General features: G+C 70.3%; 4 protein-coding genes. 1 reads left to right on the top strand and 3 read right to left on the bottom strand.

Going from position 1 to position 3864, the window contains the following annotated elements; all coding sequences use genetic code 11:
* On the bottom strand, positions 1 to 488 hold a 488-nt coding region (locus KVT45_RS54705; protein WP_217562543.1), incomplete at its 3' end, for a carboxylesterase family protein.
* Positions 489 to 500: 12 nt separating this feature from the next.
* Positions 501 to 2117 (bottom strand): amidohydrolase, encoded by a 1617-nt coding sequence (locus KVT45_RS54700; RefSeq protein WP_217562541.1) that lies wholly within the window; start codon positions 2115 to 2117, stop codon positions 501 to 503.
* A 140-nt stretch (positions 2118 to 2257) separates the two neighbouring features.
* Between KVT45_RS54700 and KVT45_RS54695 the strand changes: the two genes are divergently transcribed.
* Entirely contained in the window at positions 2258 to 3256 is a 999-nt protein-coding gene (locus KVT45_RS54695; protein WP_217562539.1) for an Lrp/AsnC family transcriptional regulator, read from the top strand.
* Positions 3257 to 3471: 215 nt separating this feature from the next.
* Here the strand turns inward: KVT45_RS54695 and KVT45_RS54690 are convergent.
* Positions 3472 to 3864 (bottom strand): hypothetical protein (locus KVT45_RS54690; RefSeq protein WP_217562537.1); only part of this gene is annotated, 393 nt, incomplete at its 5' end.

Raw genomic sequence — 3864 nt, 5'->3', positions numbered from 1 at the left:
TCCGTCTCCCAGCCCGCGTGCTCGGCCCAGAACTGGACGAACCGCAGCGGCCGGAGCCGGTAGTTGATCCTCACCACGACCAGGTCGCCGTCCCGGGCGAAGGTGTCGCCCGCATAGATGGGCAGGGTGCCGGAGCCCACTATGAACCCACCGCCGTGGATCCAGATCAGAACCGGCCGCGCAGCGGTGTCGGCAGCCGGCGTCCAGACGTTGAGGGTGAGGCAGTCCTCGTCCAGAGACGAGAAACGATGGTCGCCCATGACGGACTGCCCGCGTTCCAGATCGGGCTGCGGGGCGCTCGCGCCGTACGCCGTGGCGTCGAGCACACCGCTCCATCCCGGGTGGGGCTGGGCCGGGCGCCAGCGAAGGTCGCCGACCGGCGGGGCAGCGTAGGGCACGCCCTTGAAGACGGCGAGCCCGTCCTGGTGCGCGCCCAGCACGGGGCCGCCTGTCGTGGCGACCTGAATTCCTACCGTCGAGTCATCCATGATGCTTCCTCTCTATGATTCGGGGCTGTGCACGAGGCGGCCGCCGACGAGGGTGTGGGTGGGGTTCAGGTCGCGTCGGGCGTCACTCGGGCACTGGGCGGGGTCCTGGTCCCAGATGGTGAGGTCGGCGAGGCGGCCCGGGGTGAGCGTGCCGCGCAGGTGTTCTTCGTCGTGCAGGCGGGCGGCCTTGGTGGTGTGCAGGGCGACGGCCTCGTCGTAGGTGATGGCGTGCTGGGGGCCCTGCACGCCGATGACGGTCTGCCGGGTGGTCATGCCCCAGACGGAGCGCATGGCGCCGAACTGGCCGACGGGGAAGTCCGATCCGGCGGTGACCAGCGCGCCCTGGTCGATCCACCCGCGGGCGGGGAAGAGCGCGGCGACCCGTTCCGGCCCCCAGTACTCCCGCTCGACCTCGGCGGTGTCGTGCAGCAGCGGCTGCTGGATGGTGACGGGGATGCCCAGGGCGACGGCGCGGGCGCGTTGCTCGGGGCCGGCCAGGCCGCCGTGTTCCATGACGAGCGTCCCTGCGGGCAGGCCGGGATTGTTCCGCAGGACGCGTTCGTAGACGTCGAGCAGGATGCGTACGGCGCGGTCGCCGTACGCGTGGGTACCGACCCGCCAACCGCGGCGGACCACGGCCTCGACCGACTCGGCCAGTGCGTCGGGATCCCAGGTCAGCATGCCGGAGAAGGAGTGGTCGCAGGCGTACGGCTCCTCGGTGGCTCCGGCCTCGAGTCCGCCGTCGAGCGCGAACTTCACGCCCCACACCCGCAGCCACGGGTCGGCGCTGTAGCGCCAGTCCTCCATGGCGTCGAGCAGGCTCTCCACCTCGGTCGCGCTGGACAGGCCGAACGCCGCGATCAGCGCGCGCACCCGGGTGTTGAGCGCACCTGCCTTCCGGGCGGCCAGCAGGGTCTCATAGTTGTCGAGGGAGACCATGCAGTCGCGGACGGTACCGATCCCGGTGGCAGCGTACTGACCGCCGGCGATGCGCAGCCCGTCGATGTGCCGGGCCCGGTCCGCGGTGGGGACGAGGCGCTCCACCAGTCCCATGGCGTTGTCGATCAGCCGGCCGTTGAGCCGGCCGTCGGCGTCCCGGCCGATCACGCCGCCGGCCGGGACGGGGGTGTCCTCGGTGATACCCGCCAGGCGCAGCGCGTAGGTGTTGACGACGTCGTTGTGGCCGCCGCGCTTGACCAGTACCGGGTGGCGGTCGGTGGCCTGGTCGAGCTCGGCGGCGGTGGGCATCCGCCGCTCCGCCAGGTTCAGCTCCTGCCAGTTGGTCGTGGTACGGATCCACTCGCCCTCAGGAGTAGCGGCGGCCCGCTGCCTGATCAGATCCAGGAACTCGGCGATGGTGCGGGCCTGGTGGACAGGGACATCGTGCGCGCTGTATCCGGCGAAGATCAGGTGTGTGTGGGTGTCGTCGAACGCGGGCAGGACCGTGGCCCGGGGCAGGTCGTAGACCGTGGTGCGCCCGGTCACCCAGGCATCGAGGCCGTTCGGATCGGGCGACAGGGCGGTAATGCGGTCGCCGCGCACCGCCAGCGACCGCTGGGGAGGCTGCCCCGGCAGCAACGTGTGCACCGCCGCAGCCCGGATCAGCAGATCGGCACCGTGATCAGTCATTGCCATCTCCCGCTCTCAACATGGCATCGCCCTTCGTCACTTCGTCACACGAGGGTCTTACCGGCTCTCCGCACGTTTACATACATCCAGCGGTGCCAGACGCAGGAAAGCTGCCATGGCTTCGCCCTAGGATGTAGATCATGCGACACGAACTCGACGAGACGGACCGCCGTATCGTGGCTGTCCTGCTCGCGTCGCCCCGTGCCTCCTGGCGCGAGGTCGCCCACTGCCTCGAACTGTCGGAACGCACCGTCATCCGCCGAGTCATTCCGCTGTACGCCGACGGCACCCTGCGCACCACGCTGGTCCGCAACCCCGCCCTGATCCCGGGCGTCATCCCCATCGCGCTACGCATACACTGCCGCCCCAGCAAGATCCGGCACGTGGCCGACGCCCTCGCCCACCGCACCGACACCAACTTCGTCGACATCCTCGGAGGAGGCGACGAGATCACCGCCGTCTTCTTCCTCGACGGACCGGAGGCACGCAACACGCTCCTGCTGCGCGACCTACCCGCCACCGACGCTGCGGTCTCCTGGACCGCACACACCCTGCTGCGCGTCTTCCCCAGCGCGTTCCGCTGGACCGCCGGCCTGCTCTCCCCCGAGGAATCGGCCCGTCTCGCCCCCGCCTCGCCGATCGCCCCACCCCCACCACTCACCATGGACGCGGCTCTGATGGCAGCCCTGGCCGAGAACGGCCGCGCCACCTACGCCGACCTTGCCCACCACGCCGGCATCACCCCGCTCACCGCCCGCCGGCACCTCGACGCACTTGTGCGTGGCAACGTCGTACGCCTGGCCACCGAGGTGGACCTCACCCTGCTGGGCATTCACGCCGAAGCCCTGCTGTGGATCACCGTGCTGCCCGGCGCGCTGGAGGAAACCGGCCAGGCCCTCAGCACCCATCCCCAGGTCCGATTCACCGCGGCCACGACCGGCCCGGCCAACCTGCTGATCGCCCTCGCTGCGACCGACCTCGACGCTCTCTACACCTTCGTCACCACCACGATCGGCGCCCTGCGCCAGGTCACCGCCGTTGAGATCACACCGATGCTCGCGACCGCCAAACGCACCGGTCTCATCCGCCGGGCGACACCGCCGAAAACCGTCCCCAACCGATCACTCGGTCGACCGTGACGCCTGCCCCGAGCAGCGCACTGGGCTGGCCCGCATCGTCCTTGGGCTTCCGGGAGTTCCCGAGGAAGTGTGCACGCGTTGTGCACTGGGAGCGGTTGTCGCCACACGGGCAGGGTGCGCAGGAGGTGGGTGGCGCGGGTGGTCTCCGTGCTCACTCGCAAGTCCAGTGCGTCGCGCAGTAGTTCCGGTCAGGAACCCGAGCTGCCGCAGCATCGTCATCCTTCCGCCATCCCGACGGCGGCATCTGCCTCGGCGACGCTCTCCCAGCCCTTCTGCTTGAGTACAAACGCGGCGACGAGGGCGGCGACCACCAAGAAGGCGGCGGAGATGTGGAACGCCGTCTGGACCGCGCGGTCACCGGGCCCGACGGCGGCTAACGTCTCGACGTGCCGGGCCCCGGCTCGTACGTCCTGATCACCTCGGCCGGAGGTTCCGCCGACGCCAGTAGCGGCAGCGGTTCTCCTGTCCGGGACCGGTCTCGATGTTCTGCCCGTTCTGTTCTTCAGGGCCGGTGACCCGGCACCGCCGGTCTCAGGACCAGGCGATCTCGCCATGGCGGTCGATGAAGCGTCCGGTGCCGGCACCGGGCCCCTCGGTGGCGAGGGCGA

This window comes from Streptomyces sp. GbtcB6 (assembly GCF_019091475.1).
GTDB lineage: Bacteria > Actinomycetota > Actinomycetes > Streptomycetales > Streptomycetaceae > Streptomyces > Streptomyces hyaluromycini.
Note: the sequence above shows the minus strand (reverse complement) of the source record. Positions and strands in the feature narration are given on the sequence as shown.